The organism is Streptomyces sp. NPDC055287, assembly GCF_053646035.1.
Map to the genome: position 1 here is coordinate 24,873 of NZ_JBSHNE010000027.1, position 20,761 is coordinate 45,633.

General features: G+C 69.5%; 19 protein-coding genes. 8 read left to right on the plus strand and 11 right to left on the minus strand.

The features are described from left to right. Positions 1-186 precede the first annotated feature (186 nt). From ACWIHY_RS29835 to ACWIHY_RS29845, 3 genes are all read right to left on the minus strand, one after another. Complete coding sequence (locus ACWIHY_RS29835) at positions 187-1,194, minus strand: DNA-3-methyladenine glycosylase family protein (protein WP_454379023.1); 1,008 nt, start codon at positions 1,192-1,194, stop codon at positions 187-189. A 75-nt stretch (positions 1,195-1,269) separates the two neighbouring features. Next, complete coding sequence (locus ACWIHY_RS29840) at positions 1,270-2,352, minus strand: sugar phosphate nucleotidyltransferase (RefSeq protein WP_454379025.1); 1,083 nt, start codon at positions 2,350-2,352, stop codon at positions 1,270-1,272. Positions 2,353-2,438: 86 nt separating this feature from the next. Next, on the minus strand, positions 2,439-3,854 hold the full coding sequence (locus tag ACWIHY_RS29845; protein WP_454379027.1) for a peptidoglycan recognition protein family protein: 1,416 nt from the start codon (positions 3,852-3,854) through the stop codon (positions 2,439-2,441). Between the two features lie 138 nt (positions 3,855-3,992). Here ACWIHY_RS29845 and ACWIHY_RS29850 point away from each other — a divergent pair, with 138 nt between their 5' ends. From ACWIHY_RS29850 to ACWIHY_RS29875, 6 genes are all read left to right on the plus strand, one after another. Continuing rightward, positions 3,993-4,757 carry a TIGR03089 family protein gene (locus ACWIHY_RS29850; RefSeq protein ID WP_454379029.1) on the plus strand — a complete coding sequence of 255 codons (765 nt, stop codon included), beginning with the start codon at positions 3,993-3,995 and terminating at the stop codon, positions 4,755-4,757. Positions 4,758-4,922: 165 nt separating this feature from the next. Next, the gene (locus ACWIHY_RS29855) at positions 4,923-6,203 is read left to right on the plus strand and encodes an LCP family protein (RefSeq protein WP_454379030.1); all 1,281 of its coding nucleotides are present in this window, start codon (positions 4,923-4,925) and stop codon (positions 6,201-6,203) included. A 218-nt stretch (positions 6,204-6,421) separates the two neighbouring features. After that, the gene (locus ACWIHY_RS29860; RefSeq protein WP_454379032.1) at positions 6,422-8,149 is read left to right on the plus strand and encodes an LCP family protein; all 1,728 of its coding nucleotides are present in this window, start codon (positions 6,422-6,424) and stop codon (positions 8,147-8,149) included. Positions 8,150-8,199: 50 nt separating this feature from the next. After that, on the plus strand, positions 8,200-9,882 hold the full coding sequence (locus ACWIHY_RS29865; protein WP_454379034.1) for an LCP family protein: 1,683 nt from the start codon (positions 8,200-8,202) through the stop codon (positions 9,880-9,882). 158 nt (positions 9,883-10,040) lie between these two features. Then, a complete protein-coding gene (locus tag ACWIHY_RS29870) occupies positions 10,041-10,469 on the plus strand; it encodes a hypothetical protein (protein ID WP_454379036.1) in 429 nt (142 codons plus the stop codon). A gap of 109 nt (positions 10,470-10,578) precedes the next feature. Then, positions 10,579-11,025, plus strand: a complete 447-nt coding sequence (locus tag ACWIHY_RS29875) for a hypothetical protein (protein ID WP_454379038.1) — start codon at positions 10,579-10,581, stop codon at positions 11,023-11,025. Positions 11,026-11,116: 91 nt separating this feature from the next. Here ACWIHY_RS29875 and ACWIHY_RS29880 read toward each other — a convergent pair whose 3' ends face one another. Both ACWIHY_RS29880 and ACWIHY_RS29885 read right to left on the minus strand, forming a co-directional pair. Continuing rightward, entirely contained in the window at positions 11,117-11,530 is a 414-nt protein-coding gene (locus ACWIHY_RS29880; protein ID WP_454379040.1) for a peptidase inhibitor family I36 protein, read from the minus strand. Positions 11,531-11,629: 99 nt separating this feature from the next. Next, positions 11,630-12,646 carry a glycosyltransferase family 2 protein gene (locus ACWIHY_RS29885; RefSeq protein ID WP_454379041.1) on the minus strand — a complete coding sequence of 339 codons (1,017 nt, stop codon included), beginning with the start codon at positions 12,644-12,646 and terminating at the stop codon, positions 11,630-11,632. Positions 12,647-12,770: 124 nt separating this feature from the next. Here ACWIHY_RS29885 and ACWIHY_RS29890 point away from each other — a divergent pair, with 124 nt between their 5' ends. Continuing rightward, positions 12,771-14,198, plus strand: coding sequence for an LCP family protein (locus ACWIHY_RS29890; RefSeq protein ID WP_454379043.1), 1,428 nt, complete (start codon positions 12,771-12,773; stop codon positions 14,196-14,198). Between the two features lie 9 nt (positions 14,199-14,207). Here ACWIHY_RS29890 and ACWIHY_RS29895 read toward each other — a convergent pair whose 3' ends face one another. Then, positions 14,208-14,762 carry an acyl-CoA thioesterase gene (locus ACWIHY_RS29895; RefSeq protein WP_454379045.1) on the minus strand — a complete coding sequence of 185 codons (555 nt, stop codon included), beginning with the start codon at positions 14,760-14,762 and terminating at the stop codon, positions 14,208-14,210. 108 nt (positions 14,763-14,870) lie between these two features. On the opposite strand from ACWIHY_RS29895, the gene ACWIHY_RS29900 reads away from it, so the two are divergent. Then, positions 14,871-16,130, plus strand: coding sequence for an LCP family protein (locus ACWIHY_RS29900; RefSeq protein WP_454379046.1), 1,260 nt, complete (start codon positions 14,871-14,873; stop codon positions 16,128-16,130). 95 nt (positions 16,131-16,225) lie between these two features. Here the strand turns inward: ACWIHY_RS29900 and ACWIHY_RS29905 are convergent, their stop codons facing one another. From ACWIHY_RS29905 to ACWIHY_RS29925, 5 genes are read right to left on the minus strand one after another with little or no spacing between them, the layout of a single operon-like run. Next, entirely contained in the window at positions 16,226-17,173 is a 948-nt protein-coding gene (locus ACWIHY_RS29905) for a hypothetical protein (protein WP_454379047.1), read from the minus strand. After that, positions 17,170-18,249, minus strand: coding sequence for a protein phosphatase 2C domain-containing protein (locus tag ACWIHY_RS29910; RefSeq protein ID WP_454379049.1), 1,080 nt, complete (start codon positions 18,247-18,249; stop codon positions 17,170-17,172). The genes ACWIHY_RS29905 and ACWIHY_RS29910 overlap by 4 nt, the downstream gene beginning before the upstream one ends. Positions 18,250-18,257: 8 nt before the next feature. Further along, positions 18,258-18,923, minus strand: a complete 666-nt coding sequence (locus ACWIHY_RS29915) for a vWA domain-containing protein (protein WP_454379050.1) — start codon at positions 18,921-18,923, stop codon at positions 18,258-18,260. A gap of 24 nt (positions 18,924-18,947) precedes the next feature. After that, positions 18,948-19,427: a hypothetical protein gene (locus tag ACWIHY_RS29920; protein ID WP_454379052.1), complete on the minus strand. Its 480-nt coding sequence runs from the start codon at positions 19,425-19,427 to the stop codon at positions 18,948-18,950. Next, positions 19,424-20,683, minus strand: coding sequence for a hypothetical protein (locus ACWIHY_RS29925; protein ID WP_454379054.1), 1,260 nt, complete (start codon positions 20,681-20,683; stop codon positions 19,424-19,426). The genes ACWIHY_RS29920 and ACWIHY_RS29925 overlap by 4 nt, the downstream gene beginning before the upstream one ends. Positions 20,684-20,761: the final 78 nt, after the last annotated feature.

A 20,761-nucleotide genomic window follows, 5' to 3' on the forward strand; every position in this document is an offset into this window, starting at 1 on the left:
CGGGGGCGCGGGTCACGGGGCTCCGGGGTCGTGCCGTGCGGTCGCGTCTCCTCGGGCGCCGAACACTCGGGTAATCGGTGCTGTGCGGGTGATTGCGTTTCGACGCCCTGCCGGGAGTGCCTTGGCACGCCCCCTGCCGGCACTGTGAAGCGTGGGGCGGGGTGGCTCGTCGCGGCGGTTGACGGGTCAGAGCGCGGCGATGTTGCCCGGGGTCATTCGGGGAGCGCGGCGGGGTGGGGTGCGGCCTGAGAGGAGGATCAGGCGGGCCGCCCGGTGGCGCTGACCCGCGTACGGGGCCAGGAGTTCGAGCATGACGTCGTCGTCCGCGTGGCGGTCGCCCGCCAGGGCGTAGCCGACCGTACTGGGCAGGTGGTAGTCGCCGACCGAGACCGCGTCGGCGGCCCCGTTGCTGCGCTGCAGGGTCTCCGCCGCCGTCCAGGGGCCGATTCCCGGGATCAGCTGGAGGCGGGCCGAGGCCTGTTCCAGGGGCATCGTGGACGCCTCCTCCAGGCGCCCCGCCACCCGTACCGCCCGCAGGATCGTCGCCGAGCGCTTGCTGTCCACGCCCGCGCGGTGCCACTCCCACGAGGGGATGAGCGCCCAGGTCCGCGCGGAGGGCATGACGTGCATACGGCCGTCCACCGGTCCCGGCGCCGGTTCGCCGTACTTGCGGATCAGCAGGCGCCACGCCCGGTACGCCTCGTCCGTGGTGACCTTCTGTTCCAGGATGGAGGCGATCAGGGATTCGAGGACCAGGCCGGTGCGGCCCAGCCGCAGTCCGGGGCGGCGGCGCCATGTCTCGGCGACGATGCGGTGGCGCGGCACGAAGGCGGAGGGGTCGTCCAACGAGCCGAGCAGGGCCGGGAGTTGGTCCAGCAGCCAGTCGGCGCCCTCGCCCCAGGCGGATGCCTCGACCGCGCTGTCGCGGGCGGCGACCCGCAGGGTGCCCGGGCCCGCCGGCGTGCGGCAGGTCCGCCAGAAGGCGCCGTCGGGGGTCGCACGGAACACGGGGTCGGCCGGGCCCCGGCGCAGCGGCCCGAGCACCAGGCCGAGGTCGAGCGGTCCCGGTGGTGTCCAGGTCCGGGTACGGGCGACCGGGTCCGCCAACGGCGTGGCCGTCTGGCGCGGGACCGTCGTGCCGCCGCCCCGCACCGTGGTGCGGGTGACGGGGCGGGGCGCGAAGCGGCCTGACACGATTGCGGTCCTTGGGTCGGGAGGTGCGTGGGCTTCGAGCCTACGGGTATCCCGGCCGTGGTGGGTGCGAGCCCGTTACTGGTCCGACGAGAAGCGGATCGAGGCGTCGGGGAGCGAGGCGCCGCACCATACCCGTACGCCCTCGCGCAGCTCGTTGTCCGCTCCCACCGTCGCGCCGTCGCCGACGACCGCGCCGGACACCACTGTGCGGGCTCCGATCCTCGCGCCTGCGCCGATGAGTGAGTCGGTGATCACCGCGCCCGCGCCGATCACACAACCGGGCAGGAGCGCGCTGCCGTCGACGCGGGCGCCCTCGGCGACCACGGCGCCCTCTCCCACGACGGTGCCGCCGGTCAGCTTCGCGTCCGTGGCGACGGACGCGGTCGCCAGGACCAGGCGGTCGCCGCAGCGGCCCGGCACAGCCGGAGACGGGGCCCTGCCCAGTACCAGGTCCGCCGAGCCGCGGACGAAGGCCTGTGGGGTGCCCAGGTCCAGCCAGTACGTCGAATCGACCATGCCCTGGAGATGCGCGCCGGAGGAGAGCAGGTCGGGGAAGGTCTCGCGTTCCACCGAGACGGGGCGGCCCGAGGGAATCGTGTCTATGACCGATCGGCGGAAGACGTACGCACCCGCGTTGATCTGGTCGGTGACGATCTCCTCGGGGGTCTGGGGCTTTTCCAGGAAGGCTGTCACGCGGCCCGTGGGATCGGTGGGCACCAGGCCGAAGGCTCTGGGGTCCTCGACCCGGGTGAGGTGCAGGGAGACGTCCGCGCCCGATGTGGTGTGCGTGGCGACGAGGGCGCCGATGTCGAGGCCGGTGAGGATGTCTCCGTTGAAGATGAGCACCGGGTCGTCGGGGCCCGAGTGCAGGCGCGAGGCCACGTTGCGGATCGCGCCGCCGGTGCCGAGGGGCTCTTCCTCGGTGACGTACTCCAGGTGCAGACCGAGCGCGGAGCCGTCGCCGAAGTGCGGTTCGAAGACTTCGGCGAGGTACGACGTCGCGAGGACGATGTGTTCGACTCCGGCGGCCCTCGCGCGGGCCAGCTGATGGGTGAGGAAGGGCACGCCCGCCGCCGGGACCATCGGCTTCGGTGTGTGCACGGTGAGCGGGCGCAGCCGGGTGCCCTTGCCGCCGACCAGGAGGATCGCTTCAGTCACCTTGTCGTCTCTGCTTCCTGCTGGGGCCGGCCGGGGTACGGGCAGGCCAGTGTATGCAGACCGTTCGATATACCCCGGCCGCCCCGTCAACGGCCCTGAAGGCGGGCCGAGGCGTCCCGGGCCTCGTCGAGCTTGCTGTAGAGGCGGCCTCCCGGACACTCGGTGGCGTATCCGTCCCGATGGCCGGAAATGACGTTGAGCTTGGCGATGGTGCCCTTCTTGAAGCGGTTGCCCCCACCGGACTTGAGCGTGGTCGTCGCGCGCGGGTCGGCGCCGTACAGACCGAGCTTCCAGGCGGTGAGGCGGGCAACTGCGTTGACTACCGCGGCGGGTGGGTTGGCTGTGCTGTACGTACCGAGGACGGCGATGCCTGTGCTGTTGCTGTTGAAACCGAGAGTGTGCGCCCCCATGACGGGCTTGGCCACACCCCCTGCCCGGCCTTCGTAGATGTTTCCGCACTTGTCGACGGCGAAGTTGTAGCCGAAGTCACGCCAGCCACTGCTCTTGACGTGGTAGCGGTAGATACTGCGCAGGACTGAGCCGGCCTGTGAGCAGCTGTAGTTGTTCCCGGTCGCGCTGTGGTGCACGAAGGCCGCCTTGACGCGGCTGGTGTAGACGAAGTTGCGCTCGCGGAGCTGCTCGTTCGCTCCCCAGCCCTTGCGGGTGACGATGCGCGGACGGGGTCCGATACGGGGCTTTCCGCCCAGTACGAAGGTCTGGTCCTCCGTCTCCGCCTTGCTCAGGGCCGGTACTTCGATGGCGCCGAGCGGCGCGAGGTCGGCGTTGACCGCCGAGGCCGCGGCGTCCTCGGCGGTGAGGACGGTGGTGCGGGGGTTGTCCGCGTCGTCGGCGGCCGCGGCCTGGGCCGCGGTGTCGTCGGCGTTGTCGTCGGCCGCTTCGGCGCTGGTGACGGTGACGGCGGTGCCCGCGGGGGGATCGTCGCCGGGGTCCACCAGTTCGAGGCGCAGGCCGGACGGGAGTTCGGCGGGGGTGGCACCGCGTACGGTGGCGGCATCCTCCGGCCGTACTCGTACCTCCACGCCGTCGCTCGCGCCGACCCACAGGGGCGCGGTCGAACCGCGGACCTTCCCCGTCTCGCGCTCCGCCGTTCCGGAGTCGGCGGCGTGCTCGTGATTGTGCGTCTCGAGGTACTGCCATCCCGACCAGACACCCGTCCCTGTGGAGCGGGTACGGACCTGGACCGTGCCGTGGAGTTCGGCCTCGGCGTCGTCCCAGACGACCCCGACCAGCGAGAACGGCCTGGCGTCACGCTCCGTCAGGCCCTGCGGAGCGGCGCCGGCGGCCCGGTCGTTCCAGGGGTCGACCGGCACGAGTGGCACGAGTGGCAACGACTGGGTGGAGCCCCCAGATGCCGTACTGGCGGGGGCAGCGGGGGCCGGAGCGGCGCGGGCAGCGGGGACCGGAGCGGCGACGGCGGCGGTGGGCAGGACCAGAGCGGCGGTGCACGCGACTCCGATCGCGGAAGCAAGGAATGCACGCATGGAGCAGATCTTGGACATAAGTAGACAAATATGTCCATTGGGGAATTGACGGCTCGTCGGCCGAACCGGTGTACGCGCGGCCCTCCCGCACCGGGGCAGCCCGGCCCCCGCACGGAGGCGCGGCGTACTCTTGCGCGGGTGAACGCCACCGATCGCACCCCCGCCGACCTGCTGCGATCCGCGCTCGCCGCGGACCCGGCCCAGCCCCTGGTCACCTTCTACGACGACGCCACCGGCGAGCGCGTGGAACTGTCCGTCGCCACCTTCGCCAATTGGGTGGCCAAGACCGCCAATCTGCTGCAGGGCGACCTCGCCGCCGCCCCCGGCGACCGGCTCGCGCTGCTGCTGCCCGCGCACTGGCAGACCGCCGTCTGGCTGCTCGCCTGTTCCTCCGTCGGCGTGGTCGCGGACGTCGGCGGCGACCCGGCCGACGCCGATCTGGTGGTCAGCGGCCCCGACACGCTGGAGGAGGCGCGGGCCTGCGGCGGGGAGCGCGTGGCGCTCGCCCTGCGCCCACTGGGGGGCCGCTTCCCGCAGCCGCCCGCCGGGTTCGCGGACTACGCCGTCGAGGTACCCGGGCAGGGTGACCGCTTCGCGCCGTACGCACCCGTCGATCCGGACGCGCCGGCGCTGCGGGTCGGCGCCACGGAGCTCACCGGCGCCCAGCTCGTCGACCGGGCGCGCGCGGACGCGCGGACCCTGGGGCTCGGCCCCGGGGCGCGGCTGCTGTCGGGTTCGGCGTACGACACCTGGGAGGGGCTGTCCGCAGGGCTCTTCGCGCCGCTCGCCGTCGGCGGCTCCGTGGTGCTGTGCCGGAATGCCGGTCAGCTCTCCGAGGACGGTCTCGCCCAGCGGATCGCGAGCGAGCGGGTCACCAACACGGCGGTACTACAAGCGCCCTGACTGCCACCCGTCCGGCCCACCGGCTGCCGAGCCCTGCGGCGGGAGCGCCGGACTCCGGTGGATGATCGGCGGTACGCACCGCACAACCAAGCGCGAGGTTCAGCCGTCTACCCCTGCGACCGGCGGCCCAGCGCGCCGCCGACTCCGTGAAGGATGGACGCAGACGTGACCGACAGTGCTGGCACGCCCTCCGGACCGGACACCCCGGCCGAGGAGGACGAGGCGAAGGACCGGGCCACGGAGGACGCGGGCGGGAGTACGGGCGGGAGCGGGGACGGCGCTGCCGACGCCGGCTCGGACACCGACGCCAACGACAACGACAAGCGGCACTGGCTCCGTTGGACCGCGCTCGGAGCCTCCCTCGTCCTCCTCCTCGCGGCCGGCGTCGGCGGGTGGCTCTACCGGAAACTCGACAGCAACATCACCACGGACACCACCGCCGCCGAGGAGCTGGAAAAGTACGAGAAGGAGCGCCCCACAGCCATCGCGCTGGACGCCCGGAACATCCTGCTCATCGGCTCCGACACCCGTTCCGGCAAGGGCAATCGCAAGTACGGCCCCGACAAGGGCACCCAGCGCTCCGACACGACCATCCTGCTGCACCTGGCCGGGGACCGTAAGAGCGCCACGGCCGTCTCGCTGCCGCGCGACCTGATGGCGAACGTCCCCAGCTGCCGCAAGGCCGACGGCAAGCGTACGAACAAGCAATTCACCCAGTTCAACTCGGCGTTCGAGCTCGGCGGTACGGCGTGCACCATCCGTACGGTCGAGCGGCTCACCGGCGTCCGGGTGGACCACCACATGGTCGTCGACTTCGCCGGCTTCAAAGGGATGGTCGACGCGGTGAACGGCGTCGAGATCTGCCTCAAGGAGCCGATCGAGGACGACGACGCCCTCCTGCGGCTGCCCAAGGGCCGCCAGAAGCTGAACGGCGAGCAGGCCCTCGGCTACGTACGCGCCCGCAAGACCGTCGGCGACGGCAGCGACACCGAACGCATGGAGCGCCAGCAGCGGTTCCTCGGGGCGCTGGTGAACAAGGTGCAGAGCAACGGCGTACTGCTCAATCCGACCAGGCTCTACCCGGTGCTCGACGCGGCGACGAAGGCCCTGACCACCGATCCGGGGCTCGACTCGCTCAAGGACCTGTACAACCTGGTGCGCGGCATGCGGAACATCCCCACCGAGCAGGTGCAATTCATGACGGTGCCCCGGCAGCCGTACGCGCAGGACCCGAACCGTGACCAGCTCGTCGAGCCGGACGCGAGCCGCCTGTTCAAGCAGCTGCGCGAGGACAAGCCGGTCTCGGTCGTACCGGCGGGAACCGAGAAGCCGGATAAGGAAGACAAATCCCAGGCCGTCGAGAAGCCGGACGACGCGGGTTCACCGAGCCCGACTCCGACGCCGACTTTCACCGGCAGCAATGCCGCCACCGACAAGTGCGAGTAAAGCCATGGCCAAGGTCGCCCAATCAACAGACACGGATTGGGCGTATTGCCCAGTTGTAAGGGGAGTGGAATTTGTCACGGACGTCGCCCCACGCTGAACTGGGCAGATAGTGTGACGCGATCCGGTGCTTCCGGCCCTGAGGTCGCACTGCTGGAAAGAACGCCAGAGGGCCTGGGGGAGGCGCCTCGTGTGGCACCCGACGGAGGACTCAAGCAACCGTGGATGCGCAAAACCGTGGGCGGGCGGAAGAAATCGACCCCGCAGACCAGTGGGTGCTCAACCCGGCCACCGGTGATTACGAATTGCGACTGGACCAATCCGCTGGGCAGTCGCCCGTACCCTCGCCGCGGAGCTCCCGGTCCAGAAGAAGCACCGTCCGGGAAGCAACCCCCGCTCCGCGACGGCAGGTTCCGGTCCAGCGCAGCCGACGGGCCGCGAACGGCTCCGACGGCAAGGGCCCCGGCGGGCCCGACCCGCAGGCCGGCCGGCGCAAGCGCAAGGCGAAGAAGTCCGGCAAGAAGAAGGCGCTGCTGTGGACCGGCGGCGTCATGGGCTTCGTGCTGGTCGGCGTCTCGGTCGGCGCGTACCTCGTCTACGACCGCCTGAACGGGAACATCAACTCGGTCGACGTGGGCGACGCGGCCAACGGCGGCTCCCTGAGCGACGGGCCGATGAACATCCTGATCATCGGCACCGACAAGCGCACGGGCAAGGGCAACGAGGGCTACGGCGACCGGGAGAACACCACGGGCCACGCCGACACGACGTTCCTCTTCCACGTCTCGGCGGACCGTACGAACGCGACGGCTCTGAGCATCCCCCGCGACCTGAAGACCGACATCCCCGATTGTCCCACCAAGCTGCCGGACGGTTCGGAAAAGATCATCCCCGGTAAGGCGTACACGAAGTTCAACGAGAGCTTCGGCGTGGCGGGCCGTGACCCGGGCTGCACCATGCGCACGGTCAAGGAGATCACCGGCCTCCCGATCCACCACTTCATGATGGCCGACTTCAACGCCGTCAAGACGCTGACCACCGCGATCGACGGCGTGGACGTCTGCCTGACCAAGCCCATCAAGGACGACGACTACTCCAAACTCGATCTGGCGGCGGGGGACCACACGATCCAGGGCGAGGAAGCGCTCGCGTTCCTCCGCAACCGGCACGGCCTCGGCAACGAGAGCGACCTCGACCGGATCAAGATGCAGCAGCAGTTCATCGCGTCGATGATCCGCAAGATGAAGGAAGAGACGCTCGGCAACCCCAAGCGGATGCTCGCGCTCGCGGACGCCGCCACCAAGGCGCTGACCGTGAACAGGGAGATCGGTGACATCCCGAAGCTCAAGGGACTCGCCGAGGAACTGGGCCGGATCAACCTCAAGAACATCACGTTCATGACGCTGCCCGTCGTCGACAATCCCGCCGAGACGGTCAAGGCGACCGTGGTCGTCGACCCCGTCAAAGCCCCGCAGGTCTTCAGCGCGATCCAGAACGACGTCTCCTTCACCGACGTGAAGAAGAAGGAGAAGGCCGCAAAGAGCAAGCAGGCCGCTCTGCTCAAGGGGCCGAGGGCCGAAGCCTCCGAGGTGCGCGTCGACGTGTACAACGGCAGCGACACCAGCGGGGCCGCGCAGAAGACCCTCAACTGGCTGCAGGTGCAGAAGGGCGTGCTCAAGTCCACGAACAAGAGCAACGCTCCGGAGAAGATCACGAAGACTACTCTGGAGTACGCACCCAACCAGGCAGACCAGGCGCGCAAGCTCGCCGACCTGATGGGCCTGCCCGCTTCGGCGCTGAAGAAGGGCACCAAGGACGCCGACGAACTGCAGGCGATGGTCCTGACCCTCGGCGCCGACTTCAAGGGGGAAGGGGTGCCCATCTCGGGTCCCGCGAAGGCGCCCGAGGTGGAGAAGGTCGAAGCAGACAAGAAGGTCTGCGCCAAGTGATACCGGGCCGCCCGAGGATGCGGCGCGCCTGAACGACAGGGGGGCCAGGGGTGGGGCAGAACAGCGTGCGTGGGGAGGGGACGCGAGGGGGCGTCCGCGACACGGGCGAACGCGGCTGGGAGGGCAGCGGGCCGGAGGGAGCCGGGACCGCGGACAGTGCGATTCCGGCGTCGGCCCGCCCGGCATCCGAAGGCGCCGGGCCGCCCCGGCGGCGCGGCGGTGCGCCCCGGCGCGGAAGACGTGGCAAACGGCGCGTACTGCGCTGGGTGTCCGCCGTACTGTCCCTGCTGATACTTGGCACGGCCGGCGCCGGATATCTCTACTACCGCCACCTCAACAGCATCCTGAAGAAGGAAGAACTCAACCTCGGCGACAAGCCGATGGCCGATCACAAGGTCAACGCGGCGGGGCAGACGCCGCTGAACATTCTGCTCATCGGCTCGGACGCGCGTAACTCCGACGCGAACAAGCGGCTCGGCGGCGCCAAGAACACGTTCGACGGCCCGCCGCTCGCCGACGTACAGATGCTGCTCCACGTCTCCGCCGACCGCAGCAACATCTCGGTGATCAGCATGCCGCGCGACACGCTGCTGAAGATGCCCAAGTGCACGGACCCCGAAACCGCCGAGGTCTACTCGGAGACCACGAATCTGCGCATGACCAACGAGAGTCTCGGACGCGGCGGTCCGGGCTGCACGGTCGCCACCTGGTACAAGCTGACCGGCATCACCATCGACCACTTCATGATGATCGACTTCTCGGGTGTGGTCTCCATGGCGGACGCCATCGGGGGCGTCCCGGTCTGCGTCACGGACAACGTCCGCTCACGCAACAGCAAGGGCGAGGGCTCCGGCCTGGAGCTCAGGGAGGGCACCACCTCCATCAAGGGTGAGCAGGCTCTCCAGTGGCTTCGCACCCGCTACGGCTTCGAGGACGGCACCGACCTCGCCCGTACGCACGCCCAGCACATGTACATGAACTCGATGGTCCGCCAGCTCAAGAAGAACACCAAGCTCAGCGACCCGAACAAGCTGCGCAAGCTCGCCGAGGCGGCCACGCGCGCGCTCACCGTCGACGAGGATCTCGACACCGTCAAGAAGCTGTACGACCTCGGCGAGGAACTCAAGCAGGTCCCGACGAGCCGCATCACGATGACCACCATGCCGTCCGTGCCCTCGGGCGCCAGGGTCCTCCCCAAGCCGGGCGAGGCCGACCTGCTCTTCAAGATGGTCCGCGAGGACACCCCGCTGGACGGCAAGGCCTCGAAGAAGCAGAAGCCGAAGGCGTCCGAGGACCCGGCCGCGCCGGATGCGGAGATCGGCGTGATGGTGCAGAACGGCACCTATACGGACACTCTCGGGGCGGCCTCGGGCCGCGCCACCGCGATCGCGGGCGTACTCACGGAGAAGGGCTTCACGCAGGCCAGGGCCGACACACAGCGCAACCCGCTGGAGCGGACCACGGTCTACTTCCCGAGCACCGACCTGGAGGGCGACGCCCAGGCGGTCGCCAAGGCCCTGGGCCTGCCCCTGAGCGCGGCGAAGAAGTCCACCGACGTCTCGGGCGTGACGCTGGTCGTGGGCGCGGACTGGCGTACGGGAAGCACGTACCCCAAGTCCGCGGCGGACGAAGGCAAGGACAAGGAAGAGACCCTCAAGTCCGCCCGTGCGCTGAACGGTGACGACGCCGGAGCATGCATGAAGGTGCAGCCCGGCTTCACCTGGAAGGAATGAGCGGGGGGACACCGCTTTGCGTCAGCAACTCCCCTTTCATGCAGGGGGGTTGCTCACAAGCTCAAGTGACACAGGTCACCCTTCTCGAACCTTTGCGCGAAGTGGATCACTCGAATAACTTCAACGAGCTTTATCTGCTCTTAACTTGGAGTTCTTCCGTGAACCTTGGCAAGAAGATCGCCTCGACCCTCGGCGCGCTCACCGCGATAGCGGGTCTCGGCCTCGTCAACGCCCCTTCCGCCGCCGCCAGCACCCCCGCCGGCTGCAGCAACGTGGGCCAGATCGGCAGCACCCGCGTGATCCAGATCGGCGGCGTGGACGCCGCCTCGGTCAAGCAGTACGCCGGCTGTGGCTACAACTACGCCTACATCTATGTGTGGACGCAGTACCGGAACACGCACAGCAACTGGGACCTCGTCGTCAGAATCGTCAATCACTCGGACTCCGGCACCGACTACGGCAGGGCCGTGCTGAGCAACACCACCAGATCCGAACTCTGGGGCCCGGCGGCCGACACCACCGCGTACTGCACGCACGCCACGGGCTACCTGAACGGCACCGGCGGATCCACCTCCACCGTCTGCTGACCTCACCGAACCGGGCGAACACCCATGCAGAAGCACAGGTTCAGCCGCCGGCTCGCCCCGGTTGGTTCCACTGCGGCTGACCCGACCACCCCTGAACAAAGGTAATTTCATGCGCAAGTTCACGTTCACCCGATTCTTGGCCGTCGCTGCCGTACTGATCGGGATCGGCGTCGTCGCGCCGGTCGCCACGGCGGCACCCGCCGCGGCCGCCGGTTACGGATGCGCCGGCAACCTTGTCTACTCGAAGTCCGTCTACGCGAACCGAAACGGCTACACGGGCAAGATCGGAACCGTGTACAGCTACTACGACGGCACCTACAACTGTTCCGTGTTCGTGAAGTCCGTCTACGTCGGCACGCCGACCCAGATGTCGTTCTCCATCTACAAGGAGGACGACGGCACGTTCGACGAGGACCACGGCGCGTTCAGCAGCTACGCGGGTCCCGTACGGATCAAGGCACCCGGCTCCTGCGTGAGCGAGATGCTCATCATGGACACGCCCGGTGACACGCAGATGTTCTTCGGGCAGGCCGCACCCCCGCACAACTGCGGCTGACCGTACGCACAGGGGTTTCCCTCTTTGTACGCAGAAACGTAGCGGTGCTCCTCGCGGACGAGCGAGGAGCACCGCTATCTGTTTCTCAAAACTAGTTGACCGGGCAGACAGCGTAGTAGTCGAAACACTGCGACGCGTTGTTGTTCTTCAGCGTCGAGTTGAAGTTACCCGAAGCGAGGGGGCGGAACGCCTGGCTGGGGCCGCCGTAGTTCGAGTTGTAGTAAACCCGCAGCGTGTAGTTGTTGTCACCATTTCTCACGGATGCCGCGTTGTTCTTGACGGTGTATCCATTGCTGAAGTAACCCGTGTAATTAAAGATGTACTGGGTGTTGCCCCGACCCTCACCGAACTTCGGTCCGCTGAGGTTGGAGTTGAAGTACAGGCAGGCGGAGTACGTGTCGCACGAGCCCGCGCCGTCGGCGGACGCGGGCGAGGCGCCTATCAGGCCAAGGCCGAGCGCTGCCACCGATACCGCGCCGGCGGTAACCTTGTTCCGGATGTTCATTTTTCTCCCCAATTCGTGCAGTTCTCATGCGTCCCAGGGCTGTTGGACGGTGGAACTTTACACGAATTGGCGAGAACTCGATCATGACTGCAATTGCATTTAGACCGTCGTGGTCCGGATCGCCGGACGGCGGCTCGCGATGACCTTTCTCGCGAGTGAGCGCGGGCTCGTCAGAAAGCCGAAACCCCACGACATGTGCATGGTGGCCAGGGCGACCGGGATTTGCGCCCGGGCCTTCAGCGAAAGGCCCCTGCCGGCCGGAACGGAGCCGGCCACGATCGCGGCCAGGTACCCGGCCGGAACCACGAAGCCCCACGGCGTGAGCGCGGCCCCGACGACGATGCCCGCGGCTATCGCGCAGACTGCGGCCGGCGGCGCGAGGTAGCGGAGGTTGATGGAACCCGCGTGGTAGCGGGCCACGACGTGACGCCAGCGGCCGTACTCCTTGTACTGCTTGGCGAGGGCCTTGACGGAGGGCCTCGGGCGGTACTGGACACGGAGCTCGGGCGAGAACCAGATCAGGCCGCCCGCCTCGCGGATCCGGAAGTTCAGCTCCCAGTCCTGGGCGCGGATGAACTCCTCGTTGTAGCCGCCCTGCTGTTCGAGGGCCTCTCGGCGGAAGACACCCAGATACACGGTCTCCGCCGGCGCGGCCTCGCCGCCCGTGTGGAAGGCCGCGTTGCCGACGCCGATCCTGGAGGTCATCGCGGCCGCGACCGCGTCCTCCCAGGCGTTCTCGCCCTCGGCGTGCATGATGCCGCCGACGTTCTGCGCGCCGGTCTCCTCCAGGAGGCGGACGGCGGTCGCGATGTAGTCGGGCGAGAGCATCCCGTGGCCGTCGACCCGCACCACGACGGGGTGCCGGGAGGCCTTGATGGCGGCGTTCAGCGCTGCGGGGGTACGGCCCGTGGGGTTCGGGACGGTGCGGACGCGGGGGTCCTCGCGTACCAGCTCGGCGGCGATCTCCTCGGTCCGGTCCGAGGACGGGCCGATCGCGATCACCACCTCCATCTCGCCGTCGTACTCCTGCTCCAGGATGTGGCGGACCGAGTTGCGCAGATGCCGCTCCTCGTTGAGGACCGGCATGATCACGGAGACTGCGGGTGTGGCGTTCATATCGGGGGTACGTTACCGCGAATGGGGGACACGGGGTGCGGGCGGCCGCGTCGCTGCCCGGGGTGTTGATCGTATGGGCCTACGTTGCTGGTGATCCCCCCTTGCCCTCGCGGAGGTTTCCCACGTGCCCAAGTCGCCCCGTCCGCAGAAGGGCCGCAGCCGGAGGCAGGACGAGCGCCCGCAGTGGTCGATGCGCCTGTTCACCACGATCTCGGTCCTTGTGCTGTGCGCGGGTGGCATCGGTCACGCGGTGGTCTCCGGGATGGAGACCGGCATTGAACGGGTCGACCCGTTCAAGGACATGAAGAACCGGCCCGCGGCCGGCCACGGCACGAACATCCTGCTCGTCGGCACCGACGGCCGCGACAAGATCACGCCGGAGGAGAAGCGGAAGTACCGGCTCGGCGGCGAACCGTGCCACTGCACCGACACGATCATGATGGTGCACCTCTCCGCCGACAAGGGGCGCGCGAGCATCGTGAGCCTGCCGCGCGACAGCTACGCGGAGGTGCCCGAGCACACCGACCAGTCCACGGGGAAGCACCACAACGCACACCCGGCGAAGATCAACGCGGCGTACGCCGAGGGCGGTCCCGGGCTCACGGTACGGACCGTGGAGCACATGACGAAGGTGAAGATCGACCACTACCTGGAGGTCGACTTCACCAGCTTCATGAAGACCGTCGACGTGGTCGGCGGCGTCGAGGTCTGCACGGTCCGCCCGCTGAAGGACAACTACACCGGTCTCGACCTGCCCGTCGGCACCCATCAGCTGAACGGCGGCCGGGCCCTGCAGTACGTCCGTTCCCGTCACATCGACGGCGCCGCCGACTTCGGCCGCATGCAGCGCCAGCAGCGCTTCCTCGCCGCCTTCATCGCCAAGGCCACCACCGGCGGCGTCCTGCTGAACCCGGTGAAGTTCCGGCAGGTGACGTCCACCCTGCTCGGCTCCGTACGGGCGGACAAGGGTTTCGGTACGGAGGAGATGCTCGCCCTGGGGCAGGCGATGCGGGGCTTCACGCCCGCGTCGTCGGAGTTCACGTCCGTACCGATCTCCGGGGTCAACGCGCCCGTCGAGGGCATCGGTTCGACCGTCAAGTGGGACGAGACGAAGTCCAGGAAGCTCTTCCAGAACCTGCGCGACGACAAGCCGCTCGCGCCGCCGCGCCCCAAGAAGACCGCGACGACCGTCGAGGTGGCGCCGCAGCAGATCGCCGTGCAGGTCTACAACGGGACGCTGATCCGCGGCCTGGGCAAGCGCGTGGACGACGGGCTTCGCTCCACCGGCTTCAAGACCACCCGCGCCCCCGAGGACGCCGACCGCAACGATGTGCGGCGCACGCTCGTCACGTACGACCCCCGCTGGGACCGTTCCGCGAAGTCGCTCCGGGCGGCGCTGCCCGGGTGCGAGCTGCGGGAGGTCGAGGGGCAGGGCGCGCTGCTGAAGGTGATGGCGGGTACGGACTTCAAGGGCGTGCGGACGGTACGGGCGGACGATCCGTACCAAGGTGAGTTCGGCGCGGTCACCGGCGACCAGGTCGTCTGCCCGTAACGGGCCGCGTCAGATCTCCGTGTCCAGGCCCTCGGCAGCGCGCTTGTCCCGCAGTTCCTTGATCGCGCGGCGGCGCGCGAGGCGGTGCGTGCGCCGGATCTGGGCCTCCTGGTAGCGGCGGCGGTCGCGTTCCGTCTCGGGTACGACGGGCGGTACGCGGCGGGGCTTGCCGTCCGCGTCCACGGCGGCGAAGACGAGGTAGGCGCTGCCGACCTGGGTGGCCGGGGTCGACTCGTTCCAGCGCTCGGCCAGGACCCGTACGCCGACCTCCATCGAGGACCGGCCCGTCCAGTTGACCTGGGCCTTCACATGGACCAGGTCCCCCACGCGCACCGGCTCCAGGAAGACCATCTCGTCCATGGAGGCGGTGACGGCCGGCCCGCCCGAGTGGCGGCCGGCGACGGCGCCCGCCGCGTCGTCCACCAGCTTCATGATCACGCCGCCGTGCACCGTGCCGAGGAGGTTGGTGTCACTGCCCGTCATGATGTGGCTGAGCGTGGTGCGGGAGGCGGCGGTGGGCTTGCCCGGAATGTCGTCTTCCGGGTGCTGGGGCTGATCTGTCATGCCCTCCACCTTATGCGCGGGGCGCATTGCATCAGCTCTGCAACAGCCCTGCTGCGATTTCCCACCCGCCCTGTAAGCGGCCCACCCCCAGCCTGCACACTGGTCCGCATGAGCGACTGGCCGGACGGATGGAACGACCGCAGCGACCCGCGCGGACGCGGCAGCGGCGGCGCGCAGCCCGAGGGCGCGCGCGTGATGAGGCATGTCCAGCGCGGCCAGGTCCCGCCGCCGGCCGCCCCTGTGCCGCCCGTGCACCGCCCGGTGCCGTCGCAGCCGCAGGGTTACGACGACGGTTACGGCCAGGGCTCCCACGGTGACGGATACAACACCGGCCAGGTCTACGGCGGCGGTGGCGGCCGGCCGCCCCGCGCGCCGCGCGTCGGCGCGGCGCCGGACTGGAGACGCCGCATCAAGCTGGGATCGCTGACGCTGGTCGTCGTGCTCCTCGCCGTCTCCATCGGCACGTACTTCTGGGCGGACGGCAAGCTCAAGCGCGAGGTCGACCTGTCGAAGGTCATCGAGCGGCCGGAGGCCGGTGACGGCACCAATTACCTGATCGTCGGCTCCGACAGCCGCGAGGGCATGAGCGCCGACGACAAGAAGAAGCTGCACACCGGGTCGGCCGAGGGCAAGCGGACCGACTCGATGATGATCCTGCACGACGGTTCCAACGGCCCCACCCTGATCTCGCTGCCGCGCGACTCCGACGTGGAGATCCCGTCGTTCGTCGGGTCGGAGTCCGGCAAGAAGTTCCCGGGCCAGGGCCGGCGCGTGAAGCTGAATGCAGCGTACGCCGAGGACGGCCCCGAGCTGCTGGTCCGTACCGTCGAGCACAACACCAAGCTGCGCATCGACCATTACGTCGAGATCGGCTTCGCAGGCTTCGCCAACATCGTGGACGCGATCGGCGGGGTGGAGATGGACATCCCGAAGGCGTTCAAGGACAAGAAGTCGGGCGCCGACTTCCAGGCGGGCAAGCAGACCCTCAACGGCGAGCAGTCGCTGGCCTTCGTCCGCACGCGGTACGCGTTCGCGGGCAGCGACCTGGACCGTACGAAGAACCAGCAGAAGTTCCTGGCGGCCCTGGCGAGCCAGACGGCGACGCCGGGCACGATGCTCAACCCCTTCAAGCTCTACCCGACGATGGGCGCCGGCCTCGACACGCTCATCGTCGACAAGGACATGAGCCTGTGGTCGCTGAGCCAGATGTTCTTCGCGATGAAGGGCGTCACGGGTGGCGAGGGCAAGTCGATGAACATCCCGATCTCGGGCAGCAGCGGCGGCAACCTGGTCTGGGACAAGGCGAAGGTCGCACAGCTCGTGGAGCAGCTCAAGAACGACGAGAAGGTCACGGTCACCGGCAACTAGCGGTCGTGACGCAGGGGCCCGGACGGATCACCGTCCGGGCCCCTTCTTCTGCCTCGCGCCCGGCCCGGCGTTCGGCTCCGTGCTCAGTTCCGTGCTCAGTCCCGCAGGCTGATCGTGCCCCGCTGCCGGTCCCCGTCGAACTTCGACCGGTCGACAGCGGGACGGGGAACCGGTCTTGCCGCGATCAGCTTGATCGTGTCGCGGCCGGCCAGCGCGGTGCGCCACTGCCCCAGGTCGGGACGTGCGCCGCACGCTCCGCCCGCCTGTCCCCAGAGTCGCAGTACCGCCGCCTCCCGCCGCTCGTCCAGCACGCCCGGCACCGGTTTCAGCGGCCTGCCCGGAGTCGCGTAGGCGTCCTGGGTGAGAACCCGGCCGATCATCAGCGCGGCCTTGTAGCGGTCGCTGTCGACGGAAACCGTCCCCGGCGGGGCCAGTGGATCGTGCCAGTCGGGGGTGTCCGCCTGGTCGAGCACCGGCCGCTGCCCCGCGAGCCGCACGCCGTCGCAGTCGAGCAGGTACGCCGCGGGGGCGGGACGCAGGGTCCACAGCACGTTGGCGTGCGACACGTCGCCGATCACCAGGCCCATCGCGTGCAGCCACTGGAACAGCTCCACCAGCACCACGGCCAGCGTGTACCGCTCCGCCGGGGAGGGCTGCGGGACGGACTGCCAGGCGGCCTTCGGCTGGTGCAGCAGGTAGGTCAGCTCGACCAGCTTGCTGCCCCCCTTGGAGGTCTGCCAGCTCATCACGTCGGGTGCTCTGTGCATGAGGAAGCCCGTGACCCGGCCACCGTCCGTGACCCGGCACAGCGGCCACGCCGTCTCGCGGTCGAGCCGGTCGCGGTCGGCCGGCGCCAGCCCCTGACGCAGGGCGACCAGGGCCCCCAGGGCGGCGCCGTCGACCTTGTGCGGCTCCCGGTAGCTCTTGTAGAGCAGCCTGCCGGGGCCACCGACCGCGTGCACCTCTCCCTGACCGCCGTCGCCGACCTTGGCGAGCAGCTTCAGGGAGGCGTACGGCATGTCGACGCCGTCGTGGACGCTCACGCGGTGCCTTCCCACAGGACGACCGCGGTCCGGTCGTCGTCGTACGACTTGACCCGGTACTGCGCCTGCCAGAGGAAGTCCGCGGGGCCGGGGACCACGCCGCTCCCCCATGCCGCGCCGAGGAACGCGCGCATCTCCGGCTCCCCCGCCAGGGGCGTCGAGAGCCCGTCGGTGCAGAGCACGAAGACGTCGCCGGGCCGGGCGGGTCCGATCAGCCGTGTCACCGCGGTGCGGGCGAACGGGAGAGCGGCGGTACGGGTGTCGATCATCCCGGAGCCCTCGTCCTCCTCGCCGGTGATGTCCAGCTGCCACGCACCTTCACGGAGCAGAGACGTACCGCCGTCCCCGACGGCGAGGAATCCACGGGTGCGTACGGCGGGGTCGAGCGGGACCAGCAGGGCCCGCAGCGTCGTGGCGTACGCTCCGGGGTCCTGTCCGGCGCGTACCGCCCGGTCCGTGAGCAGCGCGGCGATCTGGCCGACCACGCCGTCGGCCAGTTCCGCGAAGCCCGTTCCGTCACCGGCCTCCAGCACGGCGAGCAGGCTCCCCGCCACACGGTCCAGGTAGGCGGCCGCCAGGCGGCACACCTCGTTGGATCCGATGTGCGAGCGGCGTGCGGACCCGACACCGTCCGCCACCGCGAGGAGGAGCATCTCGCCCGTCTCGGGGCCGCCGATCCGGGTCACGCACAGGGCGTCCTGCCGGGGTTCGCCCAGATACCGGTGGGAGTCACCGCGGACCGACACCGCTCGTACGGTCAGCGGACCGTACGCCGCACCGTCCACGACGATGTCCGGCAGGACCGCGGCCTCCAGGTCCGCGCCGGCAGCCGGCAGCCCTTGCGGCACCGGCGGATACATGGGCGGCTTGTTCCCGCTGTGCCACGGGGCCTCCAGCACCGGCGGCCGCGGCGGCCGGGCCGGCCCGGGCTCCGAGCCGGGGGCCTGTTCGAGGTCGAGCGGGTCGAGTACGGGTGCCCCGGGCGGTGACACGACCGACTCGACCGACCTCCAGGTCGCGCTCAACGGGTCGCCGTGCTCGGAGGCCCCGGCCCAGTCCGCCCTCTCCTGCTGCATCGTCGCCCTCAGAGCTTGTCGAGGGAAACGGTCGAGAAGCCGGGCACCGTCTCGTCCACGGCCAGGGAGAAGCCGGAGCCGCCGTCGGCGGCGATGCTGCTCGCGGACCGCACGATGGAACGGGTCAGGCTCGAGGCGAATTCGCGCAGCGCCTGTGCCGGTGACACGTTGGCCTCCTGCTGGATGAACGCACGGAAGTTGGCGACCTGGCCGATCGTCGCCGCTTCCGCGTCACCGATGCCGAAGGCGATGATCTTCGGGCAGAAGCGGGACTGGGTCAGTTCCTTGTGCGCCTGCTCCCACCCGTCGTCGGTGGGGATCCCGTCGGAGAGGAAAAAGGCGACCGGGCGGTAGACCTCGTGCCCCTGGGCCTTGAGCGCTGCCACATCCGCCTCGATGCACCGCAGCAGCGTACGGAACACGTCGCCGTACGACGTGAGGCCTCCCGCCGCCAGTGCCGGAACCTCCTCGATGTCGCTCAGGTCCACGAGCGGCTGCAGCACATTGGCACTGCTGGAGAAACCGATGAGACAGAACCGCGTCTTGTCGGCGACCGTCGGATTGGTGCTGATCTCGTGGTGCAGCTCGGGCAGCGCCTCGTTGATCGCCTCGATCGGGTCGCCGGACATCGAGCCCGACTCGTCGCAGAGCAGGTAGAACGGAAGGATCTGCACGGTCTCGTACCTCCGGTGGTCCGGTCAGTAGGTGTAGAAGTAAATTTCGATGTCGGCGTGCCCGGAGGCCCCGCCCTTCCAGAAGTCGCGCGTGGTGGCGCCCTTGAACATCTCCGGACGCGCCTTCTTCAAGAGGGAGTTGACCTCGTGGGCGTAGTCGCCTCCCGGGCCCGGGTCCGGGTGGCGCCCGAACGTGAGGACGAACGCCGCCTGGCGGTCCTTGTACGCGGCGGTCACCGCGCGCAGGCGCTGCTCGATGCGCCGCCTGTCGCCGGAAGCCGCCTCGATGGACACCTTCACGGGCTTCTTCGTCACGGCTCGGGGGCCTGTGTGCTTCGGAGGCTTTGACGGCTTCGGCGCGGAGGACGAGGCGGAAGGCTTCACGGCGGCCTCGGCCGCCAGGGGATCGCCCTCGTCGCCCATCGCCACCAGAGCGAGCACCAGCAGCATGTCCGCGAAGAGCCAGCCCGCCAGATGGAGCGGATTGAACCGCGGCGCCCTCATCGCCTGTCGGCCAGGGACGGCACAGCATCCGCCGGGAACTTCTCCAGCGCCACACCGGCCGGCTCTGCCGTCGGCAGCGGCAGCTCCCGCAGAGCGTCCACGAGATCGGCGAACCGCTCCGCCAGCTCCCGCAACGATCCGGACTGCTCGGCCAGTTGACGCACGACCGCCTGCGACTCCGCGGCGCCCCGGGCGGATTCCTCGCTCACGTCGCCGAGGCGCGCCAGCACCTGGGCGGTCACATCGGAGGCCACCTCGATGCCAGTGGTGAACGAGCGCTGCGACGCGGCGAGAGCCGTGACCGAGTCCTCGACCCGGTCACCGGCCAGGCCGAGCACATCACGCACCTCACCGCTGGTGCCGCGCACGTCCTCCAGCGCCTTGCGCACCATGACACCATTGCCGCTCACCGCGGCCTCGATCTCCTTGCCGCTGCCCCGCACAGCCTCCTCGATGCGCCCCGCCGCGTCTTCCAGCGGCCGTACGGAAGTGTCGATGCCGGCGAGACGCCGTTCGGCCCCCTGAACGGCGTCTCCCACGACAGCGGCCGCCGCGGACAGATCCTGCTGCGCCTTGGCCGACCGGGTGCCGAGCCGGTTGAGAGTGGCTGCGGCGCCGGTGAGTTCGGCGGCGAACCGCTGAGGCGAGGCCATGCGGTGCACGTTCAGTACGAGTTGAGCCTGGGTCAGCACCGGCACGAGGCGACGCATCAGCCGGTCCGCCTCACGCTGGGCGTGCTCCTCGCGGCGTGTGACGGCGGACCGGCGGAAGCCGTGCACCAGCACGAGCGCGAACAACAACGCGATCGCGACGGTCGCGCCCATCGCGACATGGCCGAAGGTGAAGGCACCGGTCAGGTGCCCTTCGAAGCCGGACTGCCACAACTGGAGGAACGGCCGGGCCGCGGCCTTGGGGTCGGCTCCGATCAGCGCCTCGTAGGCGCTGGACGCCTGCGTCAGCCCGTACCAGGTCAGCATCAGCGGTACGAAGACCAGCGCACCGAGCACCGCCTCCAGCCAGGACCACGCCTTGTGTTCTTCGCCGGCACCGGCGACCGGGCCGACGCTCTCCGGTCTGGCGTAGGCGTGGAGCAGATCCAGGTCCGCCCACGGGTCCAGCCCGGTCGTCTCCTTCGCGCCCAAGGCGTCGGCGAGCGCGGCGAGTTCAGCTCGTCTGGGAACGAGCCCCGGCTCACCCGCAAGCTTCTTGATCTGCTGGGAGACCGTATGACGGTCCGCCAAAGCCCCTACGGGCATGCCCACCCCCATGAGAGAAACGCGGGGGCTTCCCACCTCGCGCTTCTCGCTCCCCAGCGACAACGAAGCGCCCTGCCC

Coding starts and splice junctions, on each gene's coding strand:
- ACWIHY_RS29845 (WP_454379027.1), bottom strand. CDS start 3,854: ATGCGTGCATTCCTTGCTTCCGCGATCGGAGTCGCGTGCACCGCCGCT.
- ACWIHY_RS29875 (WP_454379038.1), top strand. CDS start 10,579: ATGCGCAAGTTCACGTTCACCCGATTCTTGGCCGTCGCTGCCGTACTG.
- ACWIHY_RS29880 (WP_454379040.1), bottom strand. CDS start 11,530: ATGAACATCCGGAACAAGGTTACCGCCGGCGCGGTATCGGTGGCAGCG.
- ACWIHY_RS29885 (WP_454379041.1), bottom strand. CDS start 12,646: ATGAACGCCACACCCGCAGTCTCCGTGATCATGCCGGTCCTCAACGAG.
- ACWIHY_RS29895 (WP_454379045.1), bottom strand. CDS start 14,762: ATGACAGATCAGCCCCAGCACCCGGAAGACGACATTCCGGGCAAGCCC.
- ACWIHY_RS29900 (WP_454379046.1), top strand. CDS start 14,871: ATGAGCGACTGGCCGGACGGATGGAACGACCGCAGCGACCCGCGCGGA.
- ACWIHY_RS29910 (WP_454379049.1), bottom strand. CDS start 18,249: ATGCAGCAGGAGAGGGCGGACTGGGCCGGGGCCTCCGAGCACGGCGAC.
- ACWIHY_RS29920 (WP_454379052.1), bottom strand. CDS start 19,427: ATGAGGGCGCCGCGGTTCAATCCGCTCCATCTGGCGGGCTGGCTCTTC.
- ACWIHY_RS29925 (WP_454379054.1), bottom strand. CDS start 20,683: ATGCCCGTAGGGGCTTTGGCGGACCGTCATACGGTCTCCCAGCAGATC.